The organism is Arthrobacter sp. Edens01 (genome assembly GCF_001307035.1).
Taxonomy (GTDB): domain Bacteria; phylum Actinomycetota; class Actinomycetes; order Actinomycetales; family Micrococcaceae; genus Arthrobacter_B.
In genome coordinates this window covers 318531-344632 of record NZ_LKIU01000006.1, presented here as the reverse complement: position 1 = coordinate 344632, position 26102 = coordinate 318531, and the positions used below count along the sequence as shown (strand labels likewise).

Sequence of the window (26102 nt, the reverse complement as noted above, 5' to 3'; positions counted from 1 at the left end):
TAAGCGTGCCAGATAAACCAGCCCCCGCGGACAATACGTCCCCTCCGGCGCACGGACACGCCGGGGTTGCCGCGGCACTGCGGGCTACAGCTCCCGCCGGTCATCATCGGCTGGCAAAGATAGTTACAGTGGGGGTATGGCCCATCCCGTCCCGAGTGCGCCCAAGCGGACCCCATTGACAGCGTCAATGGGCAGCTCGGCCGCGCATTCGGCGCACGCCGCCCTGCCCACGGTGGAAGAGGTCTCCGCCGGCGGAATTGTGGTCAACTGCACTGATCCGGAACTGCCCGTGGCCATCATCGCCCGCTTCAACCGGGGCGGCCGCCTGGAATGGTGCCTCCCGAAGGGCCACCCGGAGCACGCAGAGGACAATGAGCAGGCAGCTGTCCGCGAGATCGCCGAGGAAACCGGAATCGACGGCAGAATCCTGGCTCCGCTGGGAAGTATTGACTACTGGTTTACGGTCAGCGGACACCGGGTACACAAGACAGTGCACCACTACCTGCTGGAGGCAGTGGGCGGGGAGCTCACGATCGAAAACGATCCGGACCACGAAGCCGTGGACGTTGCCTGGGTTCCGCTGGCGGTCCTGGGCAGGCGCCTGTCATTCCCGAACGAACGCCGCATAGCGGACCTGGCCCGCGAAGTCCTCCCGAAATACCGCTGAGCCCCCGCGGCGCCCGGTGCTGCGGTTTCAAGGAAATGGGTCCTTAGGTGAGAGCATAAGGACATAATGGCCGTCCAGAATCCTGCTCCCAGTACTGCCCGCTCAAGCGCCGTCATGGCAGCGGGAACCATGGTTTCCCGTGTGCTCGGGCTGGTCCGCACCTCCCTCCTGGCCGTTGCGATCGGCGGCTCGTTCGGAGTCACTGACCTTTTCGGCATCGCGAACGTCCTGCCCAACTTCATTTACCTCCTGGTGGCAGGCGGCGTCTTTAACGCGGTACTGGTCCCGCAGATCATCAAGGCCAGCAAGCGTGAAGACCGCGGCGCGGAATACGTGTCCCGAATCATGACTCTGAGCCTCGTCTTCCTGGCTGTCATAGCCCTGGTAGTCACTGTGGCGGCACCGCTGATCCTGTCCGTCGTCGTCGAGCTGGACGAGCAGCAGCTGGCGCTCACCACAGTTTTTGCCTACTGGCTTTTTCCGCAGATTTTCTTCTACGGCGCGTATGCGGTGATTGGCCAGGTCCTGAACGCCAACGGGCGGTTTGGTGCCTATATGTGGGCGCCTGTGGTCAACAACGTCGTCGCCATCAGCGGGCTCATCCTGTTCATCAACCTGATCGGCAGGGAGAGCACCGAGAGGTTTTCACCTGACAACTGGACGAACTCGGCGACCGTCATCCTCGCGGGCAGCACCACCCTGGGCGTGGCGCTGCAGGCTCTGGTCCTGCTGTTCCCGCTGAAGAAACTCGGACTGGGGCTGCGGCCCACGTTTGGGTTCCGCGGAGTGGGCCTCGGAGAGACTGCCCGGGTGGCCAAGTGGACCATCATCACCATGCTGGTGGGCAACGGCGCCTACCTCGTCTACACAAACGTCGCGTCCATTGCCACCAAAGCCCGCCCGGCCTACCTGGCAATGGATCCGCCCCAGCTCATCGCCGGCCAGGTCAACCTGGAAACCGCCGCAATGCTGTACATCATTCCGCATTCGGTAATCACGCTTTCACTCGCCACCGTCCTCTTTAACCGCATGTCCCATGCGTACGTGGAGAGGAACCTCGACGCCGTTCGGGCCACCATTTCGCGCGGGCTGCGTGTCATTGGTGTGGCCACTGTGTTCTCAGCTGCCGTGATGGTTGTCCTGGCCGGCCCGATTGGCATGTGGTTCGGGGGCGGGTCCAACGCCACGGCAGCAATCCAGGGGCAGGTACTGATCCTGCTCGCGGTCAGTTCACCGTTCCTCAGCGCCACGTTCCTGATGAACCGTGCGTTCTATGCCAGCGAAGATGCAAAGACCCCCATGGTCATGCAGCTCATCCTCGCTGCCCTGGGAATCAGCCTTGCACTGGTCGCATCGTCGCTGCCGGCGAACCACATCGTGTATGGCCTGGCTGTGGCCTACTCGATTGGGAACATCGCCGCCGTAGTGCTCAGCCATATTTTCCTCACCCGTAAACTTGGCCACTACGGAGCGGCCAGGGTGTTTGATGTCCACGTCCGGCTCACTGTGGCGGCACTTGCCGCGGCCGCCGCCGGTGTGGCCGCGCTGGCTGTGCTGGGCGGCTACAGCCCGGACGGCTTTGCCTGGAGTTCCCTCATCAGCGCCACGGTAGTGCTGGTTGTCTGCGCTGCCCTGATGGCCGGGGTCTATTTTGTAATGCTGCGACTGCTCAAAGTGCGCGAACTCGACGAGCTGCTTGAACCCGTCCTGGCGAAGCTTGCGCGCCGGGCCTAACACGACCAACTCAGGTTTTGCCGCCCGCCGCGGGTAGCATGGGTACAAAGTGGGCAGTACTGGGTGGGTCTCGGCCTGCGGGTACTGTTTAACCGCACCGGCCGCCCTACCGGCGCCGGTAGCAACATTTCGTTTGCAGTCATAGCCGTTTCCACGGGAGGAACACGTGCCACAGCCGGTAAATGCTGGTTCAGTGCTGGGCGGCCGCTACAAGGTCACCGCCCAGGTCCTGGCTTCAGCAGAGAATGACCTCGTCCTCGACGGCGTGGACCAGGTACTCAACCGTGCCGTGAGCATCCTTGTCGCCGCACCGCAGAACGCCAGCCAGGTAAGCGCCAGCGCGCGCGAAATTGCCATTGGCGAACGCCATTCGACCGTGCAGATCCTTGATCTGGGCGTCAGCGACGGCCGTACCTACCTCGTCACTTCCAATGGCAACGCCGCGGACCTGCTCGACCTGGTGATCGAGCGGGACGCCCCCTACGTGGAACCGTTCTTCACGGACACGCTGGGCTCGGAGATTTTCGGAGAACCCCGTTCCCGCGAGCCTGAGACGGTCCAGGAAGACCGTTACGTGGAAGAGTACGAACCGCGCGAACGCAAGCCCCTGCTCTCCAACCTTCCCAAGCCGCACCTGCCGCGCTTCGGGCGCGGTGCTGCCGCCGGTGCCGCCGGTGCTGCCGGTGCAACTGCCGCCGGTGAACGTGAGCTTGAATTCGGCGGACCGCAGGAAGCACCCGCGGAAGCTGCGACCGGTGCCGCCGCTGTGCCTCCCCCTCCCAGCCAGAGCCCCCGGTCGGCCCAGTATTCCGCGCCGACCCGCGATACCCCGGCCCAGTCACCCAAGGTCACGCGCTGGGAGGAAGAAGACGACTTCCCGGCAGAAGGTTACGCAACTGCCGGTCAAAATGATCGCAAGGCGTCGAATTTCCCCCGCACTGCCCTGGGCGCAGAGTACGAAAATGAAGAGGAGTACGACGGCTACGAGGAAGACCAGCCGGACCGGGGAGATAACCGCAAGTTCGGCCGCATACTGGTAGGCGGAATCCTCAGCGTTGTTCTGCTGGTAGCCGTGGTCCTGGCCTTCACGGGTCTGGGCGGCGTGCGGGATATGTTCCCGGCCGAGGAAGCAACCACACCCGTCGCTGAGGCACCTGAGACGTCCGCGGGCGCCGCAGAGGAGACCGGCGCAGCACTTCCGGATCCGCTGACAGCCGGGATCAGCAGGCTCGTTCCCGGCAACCAGGAACTCGATTCCGTAAACGACGCCGCATTGCCGCAGATCATCGACGGCAACGATGCCAGCTACTGGTCCAGCTATGTATATGCCTCGGATACGTTCGGCGGCCTGGCACCGAGCCTGGCACTCGTGGTGGAACTGGAAGAAGAGTCCGCCATCAGCAAGGTGGACATCACCCAGCTCAACGGCAGCGGCGGCAACTTCTCCGTGATGCTCAACGATTCACCGTCTCTTGACGGCGCCACCACCGTGGCCCAGAGCGGTTTCACGGGGCCCACCACGTCCATCACGGTACCCAAGGGTCCGGACGGCGAGCCGGCGTCCGCCAGCTATGTGATCATCAACTTCACCCAGCTCCCCCGCCTCAGCGGAGTACAGGCTGAGTACCCGTGGGGGCTTCGCATCGCTGAGATCGAAGTCTCCTGATTCACGCCCATTTCGGCCACCGGGAACCGGCCCGGCAGCTGATCATGTGACGCAGCAGGCATTCGGAATAAGCTGTTCCGTGTCAGTGTTGTGAGGTGTGGTTAGCGGTTCGAAGTGCTCCGCCAACCGGTCAGTACCCGTTCTCCCCGGAACTCCAAGGAAAGAGGTTCACAGCACGTGAGCACAGAAATTCGCCCCGACGCCGCTGGATCCGTCCCGGAAATCCGTGACGTCATCATCGTTGGATCCGGTCCTTCCGGATACACCGCGGCCATCTACACGGCCCGTGCGAACCTCAAGCCGCTGCTGATCGCCAGCTCGGTTACCGCCGGTGGCGAGCTGATGAACACCACTGACGTGGAGAACTTCCCGGGCTTCCCCGAAGGCATCATGGGCCCGGACCTGATGGCAGGCCTCGAGAAGCAGGCAGACCGCTTCGGCACCGAAATCCTCTTCGAGGACGTCACCTCGGTGGACCTGACCGGAGATATCAAGAAGGTCACCATCGGCACCGGGGAGACCTTCCTGGCCCGCTCCGTGATCATCTCCACCGGTTCTGCGTACCGCGAGTTGGGACTTGAAGACGAAAAGCGGCTGTCCGGCCGCGGCGTGAGCTGGTGCGCAACCTGCGACGGCTTCTTCTTCAAGGGCCAGGACATTGCAGTCATCGGCGGCGGCGATTCGGCGCTGGAAGAAGCACTGTTCCTGACCAAGTTCGCTGCCTCGGTAACAATCGTGCACCGCCGTAACACCCTTCGCGCCTCCAAGATCATGCAGGATCGTGCCCTGGCAAACGAAAAGATCCGCTTCGTCTGGGACTCCGAGGTTATTGGAATCCACGGCGAAGACAAGGTCACCGGCGTGCGCCTGCGCAACACGGTTGACGGGGCCGAGTCCGAGCTGGCCGTTACCGGCATCTTCGTAGCGATCGGCAACGATCCCCGCGTGGACCTGGTCCGCGAACAGCTGGAGCTGACCGAGGCCGGCACCATCGCCGTCCAGGGGCGCACCTCGAAGACCTCCCTGCCGGGTGTCTTCGCCGCAGGAGACGTCATCGACCCGACCTACCGCCAGGCCATCACCGCCGCCGGTTCCGGCTGCGTGGCTGCGCTCGACGTCGAGCACTACCTGGCAGACGTCGCCTCCGCCGCGACCGCTGCCACCGTTCCCACCCCGGCGTCGGAAACCGTTTCCGAAAACGCTTCCGTCTAGAGATCCACAAGGAGCAAGAACTATGAGCAACGCCAAAGACGTAACGGATTCCTCGTTCAGCACCGATGTGCTGGCTGCCGACAAGCCGGTAATCGTGGATTTCTGGGCCGAATGGTGCGGTCCGTGCCGCATGCTTTCCCCCATCCTGGACGACATCGCCGCCGAGTACTCGGACAAGGTCGACGTCGTGAAGGTCAATGTTGACGACAACCCCGCTATCGCGGCCAAGTACGGCATCACCTCCATCCCCGCTGTTTACGTCTTCAAGGGCGGTGAGGTTGCGGCCACGTCTATCGGCGCGAAGCCGAAGCAGGTCCTTGAGCAGGAATTCGCGGCCTACCTGAAGTAGGTCCCCACTATGCATCCGACGGACGAGAGTCTGCGGAGGCTGGACTCCAGCCGGCGCGTGGTGGCGCTTCGTGAAGCGCTGCTGCGGGCCGGCATTTCCATGTCCTACCTCGCTCCCGATTCAGTAAATAACGCCGCGTTCTTTGACGACCATGTGGATGCGGCAGTCCGTGCCTTCCAGCAAAGCCGGGGCCTGATTGTCGACGGGGTGGCGGGTCCCGATACCCAGCGTGCTCTGGCAGAGGCGCAGTTCCGGTTCGGTGACCGCGTTCTTGAGTTCGTGGAAGACCAGCCGGCAGTACGCGGAGACGACGTCGCCGAACTCCAGCGGCACCTCTCCCACCTGGGCTTTTACTACGGCCATATCGACGGCGAGTTTGGCATCCGGACACGGTATGCCGTGGCAGAGCTGCAGGAGAACCTCGGCATTCCGGGCACCGGCGTGTGCGACGGGGACACCATGACGGCCATGTCGCGGGTCAACCGGGCCATCTCCCCCAGCCAGGCCTTCGCGCTTCGTGACTACGAGCGCCTTGACCGTTCCACGGCCGCCCTGCGCGGCCGCACCATCACACTTAACACGGGCCGGTCGGAGATTTCCTCGGCCCACGTCACCGAACGCCTCACCGGCCAGCCGTTGACCGAGCTGCTGGTGGCTTCCGACGTCCGGGCCCGCGTGGAACGGATCCTCGGTGAATTCGGAGCTGAGGTTGTGGAGTACGACGCCGCTGCCGCCTCTGTCTCCGGCCGCTCTCCCAGCCTGAACGTAAACATCCATTGCGACTGGCTGGACCAGCCCGCCGCGTCGGGCATGGCGGCATACTACTGGGGCCTTCCGGTTACGGGAGAACCCCGCTCCCCCATCGGGCAGCGAGCAGCGATCCTCATGATGAAGGAACTCGCAGCCCGTACGGATATGGCCAACCTGGGGGTTCACGCCCGCACCTGGGACACCCTGAAGCTGCCCGGTATCCCCTCCGTGGGAATTGATCTGGGTTATCTGAGCAATTTCCATGACGCCCACCGGCTGGCTGATCCGGTGTTCCGCCAAACACTCGCGGATTCGATCGTCATTGCCATTCAGCGGCTATATCTCCTCGAAGAGGAAGACCAGCCCACCGGGACGCTGGCCTTGGACGACGTGAGCCGTTTCAACCCCGTAGAAGACCGCCGCCGGGTTTCCGGGCTCTAGCACCCGGGCCCGCGGACGGCCTTCGGCCCACTGGTCTGGTCCCGCTGGCGTCTCCAACGCATCACTGCCGACGTTTCATGCGTCCAATGGTTTCCATGGCGGAAACTTTGCCGTATGGTTTCCGCCATGGAAACTAATGCGCCGATCCCGAACCGTAGCCAGGCATCCGCCGCGCTGGCGGCGGCGCAGAGTGCACAGGACTCAATCCGCAGCCAGCCCTGGCCGTGGTGGCTGTACGTCTCCAACGGCCTATTCCTGGGCGTCTCTGCATTGCTCCCGCTCCTGGGCAGGCCCGGCAGTGGACTCCTGGCTGTTCTGGTCGTTGCCGCCTGCGCCTTCAATTACTGGGCGGGGTCCAGGATGGGCCTGCCGTTCGCTGTCCCGCGCTGCCGGGTATTTATCGTGGCTGTGGTGCTCTCCACGTTGTTCGTGGTTGCCTCCCTCGCGGCGTCCTGGGCGGGAATGTGGGGGCTTGTCTGGGTCTGTGCTGCAGGCACTGTGCTGAGTTTCGGAACGGGTTCCGTTTTCCACTATCGGGCGACCCGCCGATGAACCCTGTGCTTGATCCGGTCATACACCCGCTCTACCGGTTGCAGCTGTGCGCGATGCTCGACGCAGGTACGGCGGTGGAGTCATCCGTACTGCGAGCTCACCTGGGGTTGTCCCCTTCAGCCTTCAGCAAGCAGGTAGCCGCACTGGTCGAAGCCGGTTATGTGCGGCAGGAACGTGGGGAACTGGATTCCAGGAAGACGTGGTTGAGCCTGACCAAGGCCGGATCACGGGCATACCGCGGCCACATTCGCGCCCTCGAAACAATCGTGTCCGGAACCTTCCAGGAAGAGTCCTGAGCCAAACCGAATGGGCTCCTGCGTCACCGCCTCAGCGAACCATTGACGGGCGCAGCATTGACGGGCGCAGCATCCGGCACTCTACCAGTCCCGGTGCCGCCGGGTCTGACCTTACCGTTCCGTCGAACTCAAACCCGTTCCGCCGGTAGAAAGCCACCGCCCGCGGGTTGTCCTTTGCCACCCAAAGCACGGCGGGCTCCTTGCCCAGCACTTCATCGAGCAGTGTCTGCCCTACTCCGGTGCCGTGAAGCCGGCGCAGCACATAGAGGCTAAACAGTTGACGATTGTCTTTGCCGTCACCTGACTCGGTGTCCGGCCCGGCTACTGCGAAGCCGACAATCTTGTGGAGGTATTCCTCCCCCACCGCGCCGGTATTTCCTTCGGCGACCTCGGCGAGTCGGACTAAGCGGGCGCCGCCCGTCGCCGACGTCAGGTGTTGCCATAACCTCAACCTGCCGTCCAGGAATTCGGATGTGAAGAAACCGGCGGGAAGAAGATGGTCGTAGGTTTCCTGCCACGTTTGCACGTGCAGGGCGGCCAGCTCATCGGCATCGTCGGGTTCGGGACGGCGGAGAACGAAGGCCGCAGCGCTGGCTTCTTTGCGGGACATGAACTGCCTTCCTGTCGGCGTTCCGTACGAAAATGAGGCTTCCGGCGATACGTCAGTCTGCCTTCGGAGAGCTGGATTCTGACACTGGCTGGACCTTAGTCGAAGCTTTCGCTGCGGTCCACAGGTGGCAGAGCCACCATGTGGGTTCGTTCGATCAGTGTTTTTGGCTTCAGCACTTCGGCGGTCCGTCTGTTTGCCAGAGCAGGACCACGCTCATGGCCTGTCGCCTCCACGCCGCCGGCTTGCGCGGTTTCACGTGAAACAGCGTGCGAACTCCGCAAGGAGAGTCCCTGGGCAATCTCCGTTTGTTTCGGCCGGACTATACCGGCAACAGCACGCGGCGTCGCGACCATCAGATGGCAGTCCGTGACAACGCAATAACAGCGAACTTGCTCACGCTTCGTCGGAGTCTCGGGAGAGTCGGGCTCGGCTCACGCGCTGCAGACTCTCGGAAGGGAGCAGGATACTCGGCGCCCACAAGTAGATCGCTTTATGAATGATCCCGCTTCCTTGAACCGCGAGCGAATACACCCCCCAAAAAGAAAATACATTGCGGACGCCGATGACCTTCTGATCCCATAGAGACGCCCAGACGTGAATCTCTCATCCGCCTTCGAGACAAAGCACGGCCGCATGCGGAGGGTCCAAGCAGACACGAGGTTGCTCTATGCCGCGGTCTGCAACATACCGAAGGTCTGGTAGCGCAGGTACGGATCCAACCTGCTGCGGTAGCAGGCAATAGGCAACACCATCCGCGGAGATTCGCTCTGAACCCGCACAGTCAACAACGTCGTGCAGGTCCTGGCCAAAACCGCGGCGAGCTGATTTCGTCGTCGTTGGTCCCACGCGGGGATAGTTCCACGAAACCGGGAAGGAGCGGTTTCTACGGGTACGCCGGCATGACACTGAATTCCCGTATGCGACGTTCCTGGCGTGTACGAAGCAGTCGAGTTGTGTTGTCCCGTTTCTAATCGGGAACACAAAGTGTTTCGTCGCCGCCCATTCGACAGCGCGGGTTTCCGCCCTTGAGTACGTCGTGGTTTGTCAGGGCAAGCTAGGTCGTCGGAGCAGGGTGGACGATAAGACAGCTGCCCTCCGGTCGACGCTTCCGCCTCCTGGGAGTCGTCATCCCAGCGGTGCGGTTAGGGCTAGAGGCGTTCAGAGCCACTGCCCATGGCGTACAGGGTCTTCGATTCCAGACCAGACTTCCCGGTCCGGTCGGACTGTCATCGGGCTTCTGTGGCTGAGGCGTGGAGAATACTAGTTCCGACAAGTGTGGGGACACGTACATGTTCCTGGCGTCCGGGCACCCGTCGTCTCTAAGTTACCCTTCAGCGAGTTCGTCACCTTGCGGTTATGCTGCGCAGAACGCGAGACGTGAGCTCCGCCCTCATCCCGATCCCGATCGCGGCCGTCCCGTTTCACGTGAAACACGCTCCTTTAGAGCAGGGGCGGTCCCGCGTATCCCTCGTAGTTGGAGCAACAACGCCGTTCCCGCCGACCACTTCGTGTGCATAGCTCGATATCAGGCGGCTCGTGCCCTCCATAGATGCAGACATAAAGGCCTTTGGACCACATAAGCAACCGGCTTGAAGGCTAGGCGTCCACCCCACCCCGACCTTGAGGATCTCGTTCAAGTGGATTACTGAACGGTGCACAGAGCGTCGAACTGGCTGGAAGGAGTGATAGCAGCCCTAGAGGAGACCACAGTGGATCGTGTTTCACGTGAAACAGGGACGGCCTTCCGTCACAGACCGTGCCTCGGACCAAAGGATATGCCGACGAAAGTGTTCCGCGAGAGCACCAGGCTTTAGCACCTTCCGGAGGAGTGCAGCCTACGTGGGCGACGAATAAGAAAGTCGGAAGGACATTCTCACGCCCAGGTCTTGTTGATCTTCGACAGCTATCACCTCTGCCCAGCCAGCTCGCCCAGACGCCGCAATACCCGGACTCACAGGCAAAGGCAGTCACCATGCGAGTCACATGGAGCTCCAACTTCTATCCGTAGCAGGCACAATGGGGACTATCGGATCTCAGCGTACAGGCAATCCGATACGAGCCTCAGCGCAGAGCGTACTTCCCGGCTGTCCAGCACCCTGCCCGTGTGGGCACTCACGGGTTTCGGTTCCATCCGAGACGCCGACTACCAGAGAACAGGAGACTTGAAAGGGCCGTACCCTCGTCCGATCAGCACAGGCCCACCAACGTTTCACGTGAAACGTGTGTCCACAGGCCGGCGGAAACGCCCCGACCAATAGAGGACAAACCCAGTATTGCGACACGTAGTTCTACCAAGTGAAGTCGAGCCGCCCGGCAGTCGCTTAGCTGCGTCTTATGGCCGCGTGGACCATCCCGATCGAGACTCCTGGCGGCATTACCACACAACCCCGAACGTTTGTTACACGAGTCCTCGGCGCATTCGGCTCCTTCTGTCCTCCCAGAGGGACACGGACCAGGCGAGTTCTCAGCGTGGCGGAAGCGCCAATGGTGCGTTTGTTAGAGACGACTTAGCAAAGTTTGCTGACCCGCAGAGCCGGGAGTTTGCAGCGGCCTACCCTCGATTGCCGGTCGGTGTGTAGTGGAGCTGAGGACCGTAACAGACAGCCGGAAGCGCGGGACGTGTCATTCTCTGCTGAACAGACGCTGTTTCACGTGAAACCTCAAGGCCATCTGGCGGCCAAACAAGTCACATCGAGAGACAACTCCTCTCTGTCCGGCCACCATGTATCGCCCAAGAGGTATCTGGTGGCTGCTCCAGGGTGTTGAGCACAGGACCGCGACCGTCTTGTGATCGAATGAGCGGCCATGTGATGGACCGTAAGCCGCTTGAATGCGCTCCGAGAAAGCGATCCATCCAAAACCGAGCCGCTTTATCCAGCCAAGATTGGTGAGCGGGAGATAAAGCGAGGGCCGTCCGAAGCGTATGAAGGGACTCAACACGACTGTCTTGCTCACCCCCCTCGTAGATAGGCTCTATCGTGTTTCACGTGAAACATGAGACTTCTATCCCCGTTGACGGTAAACATTCGAGTAGCAGCAGTGATTCAGTCTCGGGAGTCACCAGTCGTGCCTCACCCACGCTAGCGACGTTAAAAGAAGTTGGGCGGCCGTTTCACGTGAAACAGCCGCCCAACCCTTGGTTCAATCTACTGCGCCTGACCATCCGAGGGGTTCAGGACAGACATTATGCGATTGAGATCATCGACGCTGGCAAATTCAATGCTGACCTTGCCTTTGCGAGCACCAAGGGTGATCTTCACATTCGTATCCAGCCGGTCCGAGAGAGAGTTCGCCAGATAATCCAGGCGCTCATGCCGAGCACCGACCTTCGGCTTCGACTCCTTGGCCGGACGTCGAATACCATCCGATAGCGCAACGACTTCCTCAGTCGCGCGGACGGACATACCCTCGGCAACGATCTTCTGGGCGAGCTTTTCCATCTCGGCGGGATCGTTCAGGCCGAGAAGTGCCCGCGCGTGACCCGCGGAGAGAACTCCCGCTGCCAGTCGACGCTGGACCAGCGGCGGCAGCTTCATCAACCGCAGTGTGTTGGAAATCTGAGGACGGGAACGACCAATGCGTTCGGCGAGTTCCTCATGCGAGCACTCGAAGTCGTCTAGAAGCTGCTGGTAAGCGGCCGCCTCTTCAAGCGGATTCAACTGACTACGGTGGAGGTTCTCCAGGAGTGCGTCCCGAAGCAGGTCTACGTCCTGCGTCGACCGGACGATTGCCGGAACGGCCGTCAGTCCTGCCTCGCGGCTGGCGCGCCAACGGCGTTCGCCCATAACCAGTTCGTAGGGGTGCTCGTCGTCCCCTTCAGCAGAAGGACGAACCACGATCGGCTGGAGAACACCGATCTCCCTGATGGAGTGCACAAGTTCCGACATATCGTCTTCATCGAAGACGCTGCGTGGCTGTTTGCGGTTGGGGTGGATCGAGTCGATAGGGAGCTCCGCGAACCGGGCTCCTGGAACTTCCATCAGCGTTTCACGTGAAACGTCCTCCGACCCGGCGTCGTCGACGGGGAGCTCAGTCTGAACTTCATCCGCAGCGGAAGGCTGGATCCTCTCGTCCTCGACGGCCGTCTCCGGTGCCTCCAGCGCGGGCCTGGAGGGCTTCTGCGAGGATTTGGCTGCCGGCTTCCTGGTCCGGGCCTTGGACGGCGCCGCATCCTGTTTCAGGGCCTCTGAAGGCTCCGTGGCTGCCGCCTTGGAAGCTGCCGACGCGGAGGGTTCTGCAGGCGTGCTGGTAGAGGACTTTGCTGCACGAGTGGATGCTGTACGGGTTGCCGGCTTCTTCTTAGCCGGGGCACGCAACGCATCCTTGTTGATACCGGCGCCTCGGCGCGGTCCTGCCGTACGCCCCGGTCCGGCCTCATCCCCAACCGAGGTAAAGAAAAGATCTACAGGACGGCCAGGACGCGTAGCCTGCCCCGTCTCGCTAGCTTCAACGGACTCAGCAGTACTGGGGATCAGCGCGCCCAGCCCACGGCCCAAACCACGACGCTTTTCGGTCATGGATAAGTCCTTCCCTTATGCACACAGCAAGCGGCATGGATTGATTGTGAGAGTATTCTACGGTTCGGCTTCATGAACGGCCGGGATCCCAGAGGGAGTGTCTAGACAGACCGCTGTGCGATCTCAGCCGCTGCTTCCAGGTAAGACAACGCACCCGTGGACGAAGGATCGTAGGTCATGACCGTCTGCTGGTAACTCGGCGCCTCGGAAATGCGGACAGAACGCGGAACCACGGCCGAGAGAACCTGCTGTGGGAAGTGCTCCCGGACTTCAGCGGCCACCTGAGCAGCAAGATTGGTCCTGCCGTCGTACATGGTCAGCAGAATCGTTGAGACAACCAGGTCAGCATTCAGGTGCTTCTGGATCATCTCGATGTTCTTGAGCAGCTGGCTGAGGCCCTCGAGGGCGTAGTACTCGCACTGGATGGGAATGAGGACTTCCCGGGCGGCAACGAAAGCGTTGACGGTGAGCAGGCCCAAGCTCGGCGGGCAGTCGATGAAGATGTAGTCGAGCCGCTCCTCTCCCGCCTCCTTGCGCTCTGCGGCATAGACATCTATTGCCCGGCGGAGCCGCTGTTCACGTGCGACGAGGGAAACGAGCTCAATTTCGGCGCCGGCAAGATGGATGGTGGCGGGAGCGCAGATCAGGTTCTTGATATCGGGACACTGGGCCACAACTTTTCCCAGCGGCAGATCCTCGATGAGCACATCGTAAATGCTCTCGACGTCCGCCCGGTGGTCAATTCCCAGTGCCGTCGATGCGTTGCCCTGTGGATCAATGTCGATCACCATGACATTCAGGCCGGCTGTCGCCAGGGCCGCCGCCAGGTTGACGGTCGTTGTGGTCTTCCCGACTCCGCCCTTCTGGTTGCTCACCGTCATGATCCGGGTTTCAGCGGGGCGTGGCAGGACGCGGCCGCGGAGTTTCTCGCGGCGGCGGGTCTCGCTGGCCAGTTCGCGGGCCAGGGGTGTGCTCTCGTCCATCAGGTCCATAACGTCTACCGACTCGGACGGGAGGACCGCCTGGCCGGCTACACCACCTTCGCTGGTCTCGGAATCAGGCACATCGAATGCGCCGGCAGACTGTGTTGCAACAGCATCTCCTGTTTCACGTGAAACAGGCAAGTGGCCCGCTGCTTCAACAACCTCCTGAGGTTGAGACCTCGAGAAAGGCGACGAGAAGGCAGAGCCGAGCGCGGCAAAGGGGGGAATTCGTTTTGCGGCAGAATCGCGCACACTCACCGGGACATGCTCACTTTCACAACATAAGGCATTACTGCCTCTAGCCTATCGGCTGCCCCGCAATATGCCGGGATCGGTTCGGGTGTGTGCACAACGGATAACCGCTGTGCAGACCTAGACCACAATACGTACGACTGTGGTGTGTTCCTCGAGGACATCTTCCCCGGCGGTGACTACGGTGGTCTCTTTGCCGCCAAGACGCCGGATCTGCTTGGCTGCCTTCTCGATTTCCTCAGCAGCGCTGCGTCCCTTGATGGCCAGGACCTCTCCTGAGCCGGCGAGAAGCGGAATGGTAAGGCCGGCAAGCCCGGACAGTGCCGAGACAGCCCGGGCAGTTACGACGTCAACGTCCACTTTGCCGATTACCTGTTCAGCGCGGCCGCGAATCACTTCGACGTTATCCAGACCAAGGTCATCAATGACTTCGTTCAGCCAGGTAACACGCCGTTCCAGGGGCTCGATGAGGGTCATTGACAGGTCCGGGCGCGCGATCGCCAGGCACAGCCCGGGCAGCCCTGCCCCGGACCCGACATCCGCTACCCTGCTTGAGGCAGGAATGAGGTCTGCAACCACCGCACAGTTGAGCACATGCCTGCTCCAAAGCCGGGGAACCTCGCGCGGGCCCAGCAGGCCCCGTTCCATCCCGGAGGTGGCCAGGTGTTCAACGTAGCGCTCTGCCAGCGGCAGCCGCTCCCCGAATACCTTGACCGCCGCCGTATGCTCGGCAGGCGTAATTTCAACCACGGAAAACTGATCCTTGTCGTAGAACTCTTGGCGTGCGATCGGTGCCGGCGGGCGGTTAAGCGTCGGGGAGGGACACCACGATGTGGCGGCCTGCCCCTTCACCCTCGGACTCGCTGACCAGACCGAGGTCCGCGACGGCGTCGTGCACGATCTTGCGCTCGTAGGCACTCATCGGAGCCAGGGCAATGTCCTTGCCCGATGTCTTGGCACGGGATACCGCGTCTTCGGCAATCCGGTGGAGCTCCTCGCTGCGTTCCTGCCGGTAGCCGGAGATGTCCAGGACCAGCCGCGAGCGGCTATCCGTGGCCGTCAGCACTGAAAGCCGGGTCAGCTCCTGAAGCGCTTCGAGGACCTCTCCGTCCTCGCCCACCAGGGACTGCAGGCCGGAGTCGTCTCCCTCTTCGGAAACAACTGAAATGTAAGTGCGCCCGCTGCGAACCTCGATGTCGATATCACCATCGATATCGGCAATGTCGAGCAGTTCCTCGAGGTAGTCGGCTGCTACGTCGCCCTCTTCCTCGAGGCGGCTGGCGGTGCCGCTTTCTCCCGGCTCAGGCAGTTCTTCAACGGTTTCATCGACGTGCTCAGTGCTCATCTTTTCTTCCTGTTCTTGCGCTGGGGCTGCTGGCGCTGGCCTTTGACGGGGACGGGTACTTCTTCAGCCGGCTCGGCCTTCTTTTCGCCCAGCAGCGGCACCATGGGCAGGCCCTTGCGCGCACGGCGCTCAGCCAGGGCCTTTGCAGCCGGGGATCCGGGGGTGGGCATGCGGCGGATGACGAAGAACTGCTGCGCCATGGTCCACAGGTTGGTGGTGGTCCAGTAGATGAGGACACCGATCGGGAAGTTGATGCCGCCGACGCCGAACACGAGCGGCAGTACGTAGAGCATCATCTTCTGCTGGCGCATGAACGGGCTCTGCAGCGCTTCTTCAGACATGTTCTTGGACATGATCTGCTTCTGCGTAATGAACTGCGAAGCCGTCATTGCGATGATCATGATGATCGAAAGGACGACGACGGAGGTGTGGCCCTCGGTGCCGAAACCGTGAAGCAGCGAAGAGGAAAGCGGAGCTCCAAGGATGGTGGCTTCGTCGAACTGGGTGATCGCCGCGGGTGTCAGGGCGCCAATGCCCTCACCGCCGGCGCTGGCGTTGGAAACGCCGTTGAGGACCTGGAACAGTGCGAAGAAGAACGGCATCTGGATCAGCATCGGCAGGCAGGCCGCGAAGGGGTTCGTGCCGTGCTTCTTGTAAAGCGCCATCTGCTCCTGCGTCATTGCCTGACGGGAGAGCTGGTCGGTTTTGCCCTTGTATTTCTGCTGGAGCTTGCGCAGGTCCGGCTGCAGCGACTGCATACCGCGCTGGGCCTTGATCTGCTTGACGAAGACGGGAATCAGCGCAGCCCGGATCACGATCACGAGGCCGATGATGGACAGTGTCCAGGTCCAACCGGATGCGGCATCCATTCCGAGGAAGACGAATCCCTCGTGGAAGATCCACATGATCCATGACACCACCCACTTGAAGGGGAACAGTATCGTGTCGAAGAAACCCATTTACACTCCTCAAGCCGCCGAGCGGCTGTCTTCGTCTGCCGGAATCACGGGATGATTCAGCACAATAATCTTGGGGACTGAGTCCTGGGGCCAGGTCCGGCGGCCAGCAGGCACATGATCCACTCCGCCGTCATTCCACGGATGGCAGCGAACCAGCCTCCGGGCAGCCAGCCAGGTTCCTTTGACCGCTCCGTGAACGGTTATCGCCTCAAGGGCATAAGCCGAACAGGATGGAAAGAATCGGCACACTGGCCCGTAAAGCGGGGAAACTACCTTGCGGTAGGCGATGAGGAAACCGATGAGAAAGTTCCGGGGAAGGTTCCAGAAAAACGTCAGGACCGGACGGATCGCCCGGAAAATGGCAGCACCAACAGAGGCCTTCGCCGGATTACGTCCGGTGCGGCCCATTGTCTGCCCCTCCCTCATGGTTTTGGATCTTGCCGGGAAAGCTTGTTCAAGCATGTTGAGAGGGCACCGGCGTAGTCAGCGCTAAGCTGCGCCCACGACGCTGATGCTGCCGGCGGCAGCGCTCTGACGACTATGTCCAACCCGGTGGGGTTTTCTGCCAGGCTTTGCGCTGCTGCTTCTCTCAGTCTTCTCTTAACGAGGTTGCGTGTCACGGCGTTCCCAACCGCCTTCGACACAATGAACCCGACGCGCGTGGGCGCGGCCGGGTTTGGCACTGCATATAAGACTACGTTCCGGCGCCCACTTCGGGCACCGGAACGTACGGTATGGGAAAAATCCGCCGATGACCGTACCCGGTTCCTTGCGCCCAGCATTCAGGACGCCAAGGTGGTGGGACTGAGCTGCTGATGCAGCATCGGCAAACCTAAGGCTGTTTTATGCCGACAGTTCGGTGCGGCCCTTGGAACGGCGTGCAGAAAGGATGGCACGGCCGGCACGGGTACGCATGCGAAGGCGGAAGCCGTGCTTCTTGGCACGACGGCGGTTATTCGGCTGAAAAGTCCGCTTGCTCACGGTGGTTACTCCAAGACAATATGCGCTGCGCCTGCTGCATCAAGGGGGAAGCACAAGCGGCGCTAAGTTTTCATGTGTCTGACTACGCTCAACCCGGACCTGGACCCTGATTCCCAGAACCCTGATGGGCATGAATGAGTGCAGATAGCAGACACAAAGGACTACTCAACGTTAGGTGAGACCCCGATTCCAGTCAAACCGGGGGTCCGCACCCCTGTGGGGACCGGACTATCAACACCTGTGGACAAGTGGTTCGGTGTGCTTTAGTACATGGCATTGTGAGTGATGTCCCAAGTGGCGCCTGGCCGCAGGAATCCAGCTACCGACTGTGTAAATCTTGATCTAGGCTTGCCCCGGGGCGTTTTATCCACGGCTGTGCATAACTCTGTGGATGAGCCCTTCGGAATCCAGGCCTGGCTTCCGGTTTCTTAGACCGCCCTCCGCGGGCGTCACGAGAGGTTTTTGTGGGTACGGACGAAATCAACGATGTCGGCAGCTCCTGGCGGAAGGTCATCCGCACACTGGAGTCCGATGACAGGGTCTCGCCCCGCCAGCGCGGATTTGTTGTCCTGGCCCAGGCCCAGGGACTGATTGGAACCACCCTTCTGGTCGCAGTGCCCAACGAACTGACGCGCGAAGTCCTGCAGACCCAGCTCAAGAACATCCTCGATGAAGTCCTAAAGACTGTTTTCCAGGCTGACATCCAGTGTGCCTTCGTCATTGACGCTGACCTCACACCTGCTGTGCAGGCCGAGCCGGAGCCCGAGCCCGAAGAAAGCACTCCGTCCCCCGTTCCCACGGGTGAGAGCGCACCGTCGCCTACTCCGCCAAGCACCTCGCAGGAGTTTGGCCGGCTGAATCCCAAGTACGTATTCGAGACATTCGTGATCGGTTCTTCCAACCGGTTCGCCCATGCAGCAGCTGTGGCCGTGGCCGAAGCTCCCGCCAAGGCTTACAACCCGCTCTTCATCTACGGGGACTCCGGACTCGGCAAGACTCACCTGCTCCATGCCATCGGGCACTACGCCAGGCACCTCTACACCGGCATCCGTGTCCGGTACGTGAATTCCGAAGAGTTCACCAACGATTTCATCAACTCGATCCGGTACGACGAGGGTGCCAGCTTCAAACAGCTGTACCGCAACGTGGACATCCTCCTCATTGACGACATCCAGTTCCTCGCCAACAAGGATGCAACCCAGGAAGAGTTCTTCCATACGTTCAACGCACTCCACAACCACAACAAGCAGGTTGTGATTACTTCCGACCTGCCGCCCAAGCAGCTCTCCGGATTTGAGGAACGGATGCGCTCCAGGTTCGAGTGGGGCCTCCTGACCGATGTTCAGCCCCCTGAACTGGAAACCCGCATCGCCATTCTCCGCAAGAAGGCCATCGGGGACTCGCTCAGCGCTCCGGATGATGTCCTGGAGTACATTGCTTCCAAAATCTCCACGAATATCCGCGAACTTGAGGGCGCACTTATCCGTGTCACGGCCTTCGCCAGCCTGAACCGCCAGCAGGTGGACGTGGGGCTCGCCGAGATTGTGCTCAAAGACCTCATCACTGACGACGGCGCGCAGGAGATTACTGCGGCGTCAATCCTGGGCCAGACCGCAGCGTACTTCCAGATCAGCCTTGAGGAACTCTGCAGCAAGTCCCGGACCCGGACCCTGGTCACTGCCCGGCAGATCGCAATGTACCTGTGCCGGGAACTTACCGACATGTCCCTTCCCAAGATCGGCCAGGAGCTTGGGGGGCGCGACCACACGACCGTCATCCATGCCGACCGGAAGATCCGCGAACTCATGGCGGAACGGCGGGCGATCTACAACCAGGTCACTGAGCTCACAAACCGGATCAAGCAGCAGCAGCGCGAAGCCTAGGAAAATCCGCGCCAGTACAGGGATGTAAGGGCCCCGAAGGGGCTCGAAATTAACAGATGTGGACAAGGGTGTGGATAACTCGGTGGACAACCCGGCACAGCGTGCACTTCCCTGTGGATACGCGGAACCGAAAAATAGTTTCCAACACCCGGCCTCAGCGCGTAGGCTGGCCATCCACAAGTTATCAACAGCCTTAAAGCGCCGATTCGGGCGAGTGGAGCGAGTTGTCCACAGTATCCACAGGAGTTATTAACACTACGAATCTTAAGAATTTGGGTTCCACCAAATAACATCTGACCTTCCGGGCCAAACATCCGACGTTCTCCGGGAACGCCAGATCCGGGAGGGAAGTGGTGATTCGCAGGCCTTTGGGCGATTGCACAACCCTTCAAACGACCCTGCTGCGCCGGTGCAGGGTAAACCCGCCTGGCGGTAAGCTTGCACAGGGTATTGTTGTGATTCCCTGGCGGACAGCCGGGCGGCCTTGTCTTTTGAGGGAGCACGATTGCTCCCTTGCGTGTTCATGAAAGTTCAGTAGTACTGATAAGTACGTTGTGAAAGGCGGCACCCTGCAGTGAAGTTCAGAGTTGAGCGGGATGTCCTGGCTGAGGCGGTTACGTGGACGGCACGGTCCCTCTCCCCCCGCCCGCCGGTTCCGGTACTTTCGGGTCTCCTGATTAAGGCCGAATCCGGTTCCCTGAGCATCGCAAGCTTCGATTACGAGATCTCGGCACGGCTCCAGATTCCTGCAGACATCTCCGAAGAAGGAACCATTCTGGTTTCCGGACGCCTGCTGGCGGAGATTTGCCGCAGCCTTCCCTCAGCGCCGGTCGACGTCGAGACTGACGGCTCCAAGGTCACGCTCACCTGCCGGAACAGCCGCTTCAACCTGGCCACCATGCCGGTCTCCGAATACCCGGAGCTGCCCGCCCTTCCCGACGTCAGCGGTGTCGTGGACGGCGACGCGTTCGCGCAGGCTGTCTCCCAGGTGATCATCGCTGCAAGCCGTGATGACACACTGCCCATCCTGACCGGTGTCCGGATGGAGATCGAAGACGATCTCATCACTTTCCTTGCCACCGACCGCTACCGGCTCGCGCTGCGGGAACTCCAGTGGAAGCCGGCTACACCGGGAATCTCAACTTCCGCCCTGGTCAAGGCCAAAACACTGAATGAAGTTGCCAAGACCCTTGGCGGAGGCGGCGACCTAAACATCGCCCTTTCCGGAGACAGCGAATTGATCGGTTTTGAAAGCGGCGGACGGCGCACCACTTCGCTGCTCGTTGACGGCGACTACCCCAAGATTCGGTCGCTTTTCCCGGAGAACACTCCGATCCACGCCACCGTGGAGACCCACGCCCTGGTTGAAGCGGTCCGCCGCGTCTCCCTGGTGGCAGAACGCAACACTCCGGTACGCCTTGCCTTCACAGACGGCCAGGTCACCCTTGACGCCGGCACCGGTGAAGATGCCCAGGCATCCGAAGCCCTGGAAGCTTCCCTGATCGGTGACGAAATTACCGTTGCCTTCAACCCGCACTACCTCAGTGAAGGCCTGGGTGCTTTCCCGAGCAAGTACGTGCGTTTCTCCTTCACAACGCCGCCGAAGCCTGCTGTCATTTCCGCCCAGGAAGAACTCACCGGAGATGACCAGGAAGACTACCGGTACCTGCTGATGCCGGTCCGGCTGCCGAACCAGTAAGGCTTTCGCCAGCGTTTCGAGAGCCTTTCCGTCCACTGACGTGGACCTGAGAAGGAAGGAACCGAAATGCACATTGGCCTGATTGGACTCGGGAAAATGGGCTTCAGCATGCGTGAGCGGCTGCGGTCCAAAGGAATCCAGGTATCCGGTTTTGACCGGGACCCGGTTCGTTCCGATGCCGGGTCGCTTGCAGAGCTGGCATCCATGCTCCCCGTTCCCCGCATCGTCTGGGTCATGGTGCCCAGCGGTGCCGTGACATCCGCGGTGATTACGGACCTGTCCGAAGTCCTGACCGAGGGAGACCTGGTCATCGACGGGGGCAATTCACGGTTCACGGAAGACGGGAAACACGCCGCGCGGCTGGCCGCCAAGGGAATTAGATACCTGGACTGCGGAGTCTCCGGCGGTGTCTGGGGCAGGGAAAACGGCTATGGGCTTATGGTCGGAGGCGATCCAGCGGACGTCGCGGAGGCAATGCCGGTTTTTGATGCCCTTCGCCCGGAAGGTGCGCGGGCGGACAGCTTTGTCCATGCCGGGGCCACCGGCGCCGGCCACTACGCCAAGATGGTCCACAACGGCATCGAATACGGACTGATGCAGGCATATGCCGAAGGATACGAGCTCCTTGAAGCCCAGGACATCATTACGGATGTGCCTGGCATCTTCGGGGCCTGGCAAAACGGAACGGTGATCCGTTCATGGCTCCTGGAACTCGCTGTCAAAGCTGTACAGGAAGACCCCGGGCTAAGCCGTGTCGCAGGCTTCGTGGAGGATTCCGGCGAGGGCCGCTGGACTGTGGAAGAAGCCCTCGCAGCCGAAGTCCCGGTCCCGGTGATCTCCGCAGCCATCTTCGCCCGTTTCGCCTCCCGGCAGGATGATTCCGCTGCCATGAAACTGGTCGCTGCCCTGCGGAACCAGTTCGGCGGCCACGCCGTGAAGGAGGCTGCCGGCGACGGAAACGGATCAGCCGGAACCCGGGCGCGGACGCCGGCTGAAGAGGCAATCGGTGAAGCCGGAGCTCCGGAATAACCGGCGGTAGTCTGGAGAGGACCCGGCACTACAGCACAGACGCAGGAACAGGAAGGTAACAGCAGGTGGAGCAGCGTGTACGTTGATTACCTTTCACTAACCGGATTTCGAAGCTACGCGCAGCTGGACCTCAGCCTCACTCCCGGCGTCAGCGTTTTTGTCGGCCCCAACGGCACGGGCAAGACCAACATCGTCGAGTCAATCGGCTACCTTGCTTCGCTTTCTTCCCACCGGGTCAGTTCCGATGCCCCGCTGGTCGGATTCGACGCCGGGCAGGCCCTGGTGCGCGCCCGCATCGTCCGTGGATCACAGGCCACCGCCCTGGAAGTTGAAATCAATCCGGGACGGGCCAACCGTGCACGGATCAACCGGGCCAACCCGGTGCGTGCGCGCGACATCCTCGGCATCTGCCGCACGGTGCTCTTCGCTCCGGAAGACCTGGCCCTGGTCAAGGGCGATCCCTCTGCACGCCGCCGTTTCCTGGACGACCTCATTGTTTCCCTGGTCCCGCGGCACGCAGCGACCCGGGCGGATTATGAGCGTGTGCTCAAGCAGCGCAATGCCCTGCTGAAGTCCGCCCGCGTGAGCGGGCGGTTTACCTCCGCCCACGAGGCCACACTGGAGGTCTGGGACCACCACATGGCTGAAGCAGGCGCCCAGCTTCTTGCTGCCCGCCTGCAGGCGCTGGACCGGCTTACCCCCCACCTTCAGGGCGCCTACGAGGACCTGACAGACGGATCCAAGAAGGCCTGCAGCACGTACCGCTCAACGCTTGTCGGCGAGGTGGATGACGACGGCGCCGCCCCGGGAGGCGCTGATTCGGCCGAGCTGCTGGGACTGACGCAGGAGGAACTGCGTGCCCGGTTCCTGCAGGCATTCGCAGCAAACCGCAAGCGGGAGATTGACCGAGGGATTTCCCTGGTTGGCCCGCACCGGGACGACGTTGAGCTGATTCTTGGCCAGGCTCCGGCAAAGGGGTACGCCTCGCACGGAGAGACCTGGTCACTTGCCCTGGCAATGCGGCTTGGGTCCTACTACCTGCTTCGCGACGACGACCCAACACCCGGTTCAGGTCCCATCCTGATCCTCGATGATGTTTTTGCGGAGCTGGATGCCGGACGCCGGGGCCGGCTGGCCTCGATTGTTGCCGGCGCCGAGCAGGTCCTCGTTACCGCCGCCGTCGGGGAGGACATACCCGAAGCCCTTGCGGGAGAACAGATCCATGTTGTGCCAGGAGGAATCCGTGCAGCCTCCAGCTGAGAACCAGGGGCCGGATGACCCGGCCGCCGACGGCAGCGACCTTCCGGACGCGGCCCGAGAACAGCTCAACCGGATGCGCCAGGCTGCCCAGGCGCGCGGCAATCAGCGGGTTCCGGCCAGCCAGCGGAAGCAGGGTGCACGCAGAACTCCCCGGTTCGTTCCGGGGGAGTACACCGGAAGGGACCCCCAGGGGCTGGGCAAGGTATTTAGCCGGTTCGTGAATGAGCGGGGCTGGAATTCACCCGTGGCCGTAGGGTCCGTGATCTCCCGGTGGGAGGAACTCGTAGGCCCGGAGGTCAGCGCCCACTGCAAACCCGAATCGTTTTCCGACACCACCGTCCAGGTCCGCTGCGACTCCACTGCCTGGGCCACCCAGCTTCGGCTGCTGCGCCAGACGCTGATTGAACGGTTCGACGCCGAACTCGGCTCCGGCGTCGTGACGCGGATCGAAGTTATTGGGCCGGCGGCACCAAACTGGCGCAAGGGACTCAGGAGCGTAAAGGGCCGGGGCCCCCGGGACACGTACGGATAGCACCGCGTGTGAAAGGAGCGAAAAAAGTTGTTGAAAATTCGCTCTTTTTGTGCTCGGCTTCACACGCCCTCCGTGCGGGTTTGCGGGCTGCAAACCCCGGAGGACGTATCCGGAGCCGTGTGAGCACTCAAAACTGGCTCAAAAGTGGCTTTAGTGGCCTCTGGAGGGGTGTTTTGGCCAGCAAAGGTACCCTTAGCACGGTAGAATTGGTAGTAGAGGCGCTCTGTCCCCTGCAGGACGGGGTGCCAAATTCTGACCGACACAAGAGGAGTCGACAGCACCTGTGGCTAACGACAATGAGCTTGGCAACGAGCTAGACAACACGGAGCCCGCCCCCCAGGAAGACAGCGAAGCTCTGGCACCGCACGAGTACGGCGCCAATGAGATTACTGTTCTTGAAGGCCTGGAAGCTGTGCGCAAGCGCCCGGGTATGTACATCGGTTCCACCGGACCCCGCGGTCTGCATCACCTGGTCTATGAAGTGGTGGACAACTCCGTTGATGAAGCCCTGGCCGGATACTGCGACCGGATCGACATCACGCTCCAGGCCGACGGCGGCGTCCGGGTAACGGACAACGGCCGCGGCATCCCCGTGGACATGCACCCGACGGAAAACATGCCGACGGTCCAGGTTGTCATGACAATCCTGCACGCCGGCGGCAAGTTCGGCGGCGGCGGATACGCCGTTTCCGGCGGCCTGCACGGTGTTGGCATCTCCGTGGTGAACGCTCTTTCTGCCCGCGTCGAAACCGAGGTGAAGCGCCAGGGCTTTGTCTGGCGGCAGACCTTCGAGAACGGCGGCCACCCGGTGGGAGGCCTCCGCAAGGGTGAGGAAACCGAAGAAACCGGCACCACCCAGACGTTCTACCCGGACCCGGAGATCTTCGAGACCACCGAGTTCGACTTCGAAACCCTGCGTGCCAGGTTCCAGCAGATGGCATTCCTGAACAAGGGCCTGCGCATCGTGCTCACGGATGAGCGCCAGCTCGACGACGTGACCGAGGAAATTGCCGAGGACGGCGCCGAAGACGATGCTCCGAAGCACCGCAGTGTCGATTACATGTACGCCAACGGCCTGCTGGACTACGTTCATCACCTGAACAGCTCCAAAAAGGTGGAGGTCATCCACGACGACATCATTGCCTTCGAAACCGAAGACAATGACAAGAAGATGGCCGTGGAAATGGCCCTGCAGTGGACCACCGCGTACTCCGAGAGTGTCCACACGTACGCGAACACGATCAACACGCATGAAGGCGGAACGCACGAAGAAGGCTTCCGTGCTGCCATGACCTCGCTGATCAACCGGTACGCGCGGGAAAAGAACATCATCAAGGAGAAGGACGACAACCTTACGGGTGACGACATCCGTGAAGGCCTCACCGCCGTCATCTCCGTGAAGATCGCCGAACCGCAGTTCGAAGGCCAGACCAAGACCAAGCTCGGCAACTCCGAGGTCAAGGGTTTCGTCCAGCGCGTCGTGACCGACCAGCTCGGTGACTGGCTGGAACGCAATCCCGGTCCTGCCCGCGATGTCATTCGCAAGTCGATCCAGGCCTCCCAGGCCCGGCTGGCGGCCCGCAAGGCCCGCGAATCCACCCGCCGCAAGGGACTCCTGGAGTCCGGCGGCATGCCGGGCAAGCTGAAGGACTGCTCCTCCAAGGACCCGTCGAAGTCTGAAATCTACATCGTGGAGGGTGACTCGGCAGGCGGTTCCGCCGTCCGCGGCCGCAACCCTGAAACACAGGCCATCCTGCCGCTGCGCGGCAAGATCCTGAATGTGGAGCGTGCCCGGCTGGACCGGGCGCTCTCCAACGCTGAAGTCCAGTCAATGATCACGGCATTCGGTGCCGGCATCGGCGAAGACTTCGACGTCGAGAAGGCCCGCTACCACAAGATCGTGCTGATGGCCGATGCCGACGTCGACGGCCAGCACATCACCACCCTGCTGCTGACACTGCTCTTCCGCTACATGCGTCCGCTGATCGAGCAGGGTTACGTGTACCTGGCCCAGCCTCCGCTGTACCGGATCAAGTGGTCCAACCACCCGCACGACTACGTCTACAGCGACCGGGAACGCGACGAAGTCGTGGCGCGCGGCCTGGCAAACAACCAGCGTCTTCCCAAGGACAACGGCATCCAGCGCTACAAGGGCCTGGGCGAGATGGACTACACCGAGCTGTGGGACACCACCATGGACCCGGACCACCGCACCCTGCTGCAGGTCACCATGGACGACGCAGCCTCCGCGGACCAGGTCTTCTCGGTGCTCATGGGCGAAGACGTCGAATCCAGGCGCAACTTCATCCAACAGAACGCCAAGGACGTCCGGTTCCTGGACATCTAGTGCCGCAGCTACCCGGACTTTTTCGAGAACTTAGAACG

General features: G+C 61.7%; 23 protein-coding genes. 14 read left to right on the top strand and 9 right to left on the bottom strand.

Annotated features, from left to right (window positions below):
• The first annotated feature begins 187 nt into the window (after positions 1 to 187).
• From AO716_RS16145 to AO716_RS16110, 8 genes are all read left to right on the top strand, one after another.
• Positions 188 to 667: an NUDIX hydrolase gene (locus AO716_RS16145; RefSeq protein ID WP_404322245.1), complete on the top strand. Its 480-nt coding sequence runs from the start codon at positions 188 to 190 to the stop codon at positions 665 to 667.
• Positions 668 to 733: 66 nt separating this feature from the next.
• Entirely contained in the window at positions 734 to 2401 is a 1668-nt protein-coding gene (gene murJ, locus AO716_RS16140; protein WP_055242833.1) for a murein biosynthesis integral membrane protein MurJ, read from the top strand.
• Positions 2402 to 2567: 166 nt separating this feature from the next.
• The gene (locus tag AO716_RS16135) at positions 2568 to 4067 is read left to right on the top strand and encodes an ABC transporter substrate-binding protein (RefSeq protein ID WP_152970020.1); all 1500 of its coding nucleotides are present in this window, start codon (positions 2568 to 2570) and stop codon (positions 4065 to 4067) included.
• Positions 4068 to 4289: 222 nt separating this feature from the next.
• Positions 4290 to 5279 (top strand): thioredoxin-disulfide reductase, encoded by a 990-nt coding sequence (trxB, locus tag AO716_RS16130; protein WP_082413680.1) that lies wholly within the window; start codon positions 4290 to 4292, stop codon positions 5277 to 5279.
• A gap of 22 nt (positions 5280 to 5301) precedes the next feature.
• A complete protein-coding gene (gene trxA / locus AO716_RS16125; protein ID WP_055242830.1) occupies positions 5302 to 5628 on the top strand; it encodes a thioredoxin in 327 nt (108 codons plus the stop codon).
• A gap of 9 nt (positions 5629 to 5637) precedes the next feature.
• Positions 5638 to 6819 (top strand): peptidoglycan-binding protein, encoded by a 1182-nt coding sequence (locus AO716_RS16120; protein WP_055242828.1) that lies wholly within the window; start codon positions 5638 to 5640, stop codon positions 6817 to 6819.
• 126 nt (positions 6820 to 6945) lie between these two features.
• Positions 6946 to 7371: a hypothetical protein gene (locus tag AO716_RS16115; protein WP_152970019.1), complete on the top strand. Its 426-nt coding sequence runs from the start codon at positions 6946 to 6948 to the stop codon at positions 7369 to 7371.
• A complete protein-coding gene (locus AO716_RS16110; protein WP_055242825.1) occupies positions 7368 to 7667 on the top strand; it encodes a MarR family winged helix-turn-helix transcriptional regulator in 300 nt (99 codons plus the stop codon). Before AO716_RS16115 ends, AO716_RS16110 begins: the two co-directional genes overlap by 4 nt.
• A gap of 31 nt (positions 7668 to 7698) precedes the next feature.
• Here AO716_RS16110 and AO716_RS16105 read toward each other — a convergent pair whose 3' ends face one another.
• The 9 genes from AO716_RS16105 to rpmH all read right to left on the bottom strand — a co-directional run bounded on the left by AO716_RS16105 (position 7699) and on the right by rpmH (position 17314).
• Complete coding sequence (locus tag AO716_RS16105) at positions 7699 to 8277, bottom strand: GNAT family N-acetyltransferase (protein WP_055242823.1); 579 nt, start codon at positions 8275 to 8277, stop codon at positions 7699 to 7701.
• A 3146-nt stretch (positions 8278 to 11423) separates the two neighbouring features.
• Positions 11424 to 12794 carry a ParB/RepB/Spo0J family partition protein gene (locus tag AO716_RS16095; RefSeq protein WP_055242819.1) on the bottom strand — a complete coding sequence of 457 codons (1371 nt, stop codon included), beginning with the start codon at positions 12792 to 12794 and terminating at the stop codon, positions 11424 to 11426.
• Positions 12795 to 12895: 101 nt separating this feature from the next.
• The gene (locus AO716_RS16090; RefSeq protein WP_082413679.1) at positions 12896 to 13786 is read right to left on the bottom strand and encodes a ParA family protein; all 891 of its coding nucleotides are present in this window, start codon (positions 13784 to 13786) and stop codon (positions 12896 to 12898) included.
• A gap of 363 nt (positions 13787 to 14149) precedes the next feature.
• Positions 14150 to 14779, bottom strand: a complete 630-nt coding sequence (gene rsmG, locus AO716_RS16085) for a 16S rRNA (guanine(527)-N(7))-methyltransferase RsmG (RefSeq protein ID WP_055242817.1) — start codon at positions 14777 to 14779, stop codon at positions 14150 to 14152.
• Positions 14780 to 14834: 55 nt separating this feature from the next.
• Positions 14835 to 15374: a protein jag gene (locus AO716_RS16080; RefSeq protein ID WP_055242816.1), complete on the bottom strand. Its 540-nt coding sequence runs from the start codon at positions 15372 to 15374 to the stop codon at positions 14835 to 14837.
• Positions 15371 to 16333, bottom strand: coding sequence for a membrane protein insertase YidC (gene yidC / locus AO716_RS16075; protein WP_055242814.1), 963 nt, complete (start codon positions 16331 to 16333; stop codon positions 15371 to 15373). The genes AO716_RS16080 and yidC overlap by 4 nt, the downstream gene beginning before the upstream one ends.
• Before the next feature lie 9 nt (positions 16334 to 16342).
• Positions 16343 to 16759, bottom strand: coding sequence for a membrane protein insertion efficiency factor YidD (yidD, locus tag AO716_RS16070; RefSeq protein ID WP_235472138.1), 417 nt, complete (start codon positions 16757 to 16759; stop codon positions 16343 to 16345).
• Complete coding sequence (rnpA, locus tag AO716_RS17125; RefSeq protein WP_082413658.1) at positions 16756 to 17115, bottom strand: ribonuclease P protein component; 360 nt, start codon at positions 17113 to 17115, stop codon at positions 16756 to 16758. The genes yidD and rnpA overlap by 4 nt, the downstream gene beginning before the upstream one ends.
• A gap of 61 nt (positions 17116 to 17176) precedes the next feature.
• Positions 17177 to 17314 carry a 50S ribosomal protein L34 gene (gene rpmH / locus AO716_RS17120; protein ID WP_055854070.1) on the bottom strand — a complete coding sequence of 46 codons (138 nt, stop codon included), beginning with the start codon at positions 17312 to 17314 and terminating at the stop codon, positions 17177 to 17179.
• A gap of 464 nt (positions 17315 to 17778) precedes the next feature.
• Here rpmH and dnaA point away from each other — a divergent pair, with 464 nt between their 5' ends.
• The 6 genes from dnaA to gyrB all read left to right on the top strand — a co-directional run bounded on the left by dnaA (position 17779) and on the right by gyrB (position 26064).
• Complete coding sequence (gene dnaA / locus AO716_RS16065) at positions 17779 to 19197, top strand: chromosomal replication initiator protein DnaA (RefSeq protein ID WP_055242813.1); 1419 nt, start codon at positions 17779 to 17781, stop codon at positions 19195 to 19197.
• Between the two features lie 574 nt (positions 19198 to 19771).
• On the top strand, positions 19772 to 20896 hold the full coding sequence (dnaN, locus tag AO716_RS16060; protein WP_055242811.1) for a DNA polymerase III subunit beta: 1125 nt from the start codon (positions 19772 to 19774) through the stop codon (positions 20894 to 20896).
• A 66-nt stretch (positions 20897 to 20962) separates the two neighbouring features.
• Positions 20963 to 21925, top strand: a complete 963-nt coding sequence (gnd, locus tag AO716_RS16055; protein WP_055242810.1) for a phosphogluconate dehydrogenase (NAD(+)-dependent, decarboxylating) — start codon at positions 20963 to 20965, stop codon at positions 21923 to 21925.
• Positions 21926 to 22000: 75 nt separating this feature from the next.
• Positions 22001 to 23185, top strand: coding sequence for a DNA replication/repair protein RecF (gene recF / locus AO716_RS16050; RefSeq protein ID WP_055242808.1), 1185 nt, complete (start codon positions 22001 to 22003; stop codon positions 23183 to 23185).
• Positions 23148 to 23717 (top strand): DciA family protein, encoded by a 570-nt coding sequence (locus tag AO716_RS16045; RefSeq protein ID WP_082413657.1) that lies wholly within the window; start codon positions 23148 to 23150, stop codon positions 23715 to 23717. The genes recF and AO716_RS16045 overlap by 38 nt, the downstream gene beginning before the upstream one ends.
• Positions 23718 to 24000: 283 nt before the next feature.
• Positions 24001 to 26064 carry a DNA topoisomerase (ATP-hydrolyzing) subunit B gene (gene gyrB / locus AO716_RS16040; protein WP_055242804.1) on the top strand — a complete coding sequence of 688 codons (2064 nt, stop codon included), beginning with the start codon at positions 24001 to 24003 and terminating at the stop codon, positions 26062 to 26064.
• Positions 26065 to 26102: the final 38 nt, after the last annotated feature.